Annotated in this window: 1 protein-coding gene; it reads left to right on the forward strand. The window is 71.3% G+C overall.

The features are described from left to right. Window positions 1-457, forward strand: a 457-nt coding sequence (locus IF89_RS39655) for a hypothetical protein (protein ID WP_043194973.1), incomplete at both ends; no start/stop codon positions are given.

The raw sequence follows: 457 nt of genomic DNA on the forward strand, positions 1-457 counted from the left end.
GCGGACCGGCTTCACCTACACCACCGAGGTCTCCCTCCTGGGCCCCGACGGCGAGCCGGAGCGCAGGGTGGTCTCCCACTACAACAGCCTCCACCTCCTCACGTCCCAGCAGGTCTACACCTCCGCCCTCGGCAACCGCACCGCCGGGGAACTGGTCCGCGGCTACAGCTGGCAGCAGGACCCCGCCAGCCCCGTGCCGCCGCCCCGGGAGGAGGAGCTGCCCGCGGACTGGGCGCTGCCAGTGCGCGAGGCCAGCACCGTCCACAACAGCGCCGGCCAGAAACGGGAGACCGTGACTGCCGCCGCCTACGACGCCTACGGGCGTGCGGTGAAGACCACCGACGAGACGGGGACGGTGACCGAGACCGTGTACGACCCCGAAGAGGGTGCTACCGGGCTGGTCGTGTCGCAGAAGACCACCGGCCGGGACGGCAAGGTCCTGCAGGAGACCTCCAAC

Source organism: Streptomyces sp. NRRL F-2664 (genome assembly GCF_000719345.1).
GTDB lineage: Bacteria > Actinomycetota > Actinomycetes > Streptomycetales > Streptomycetaceae > Streptomyces.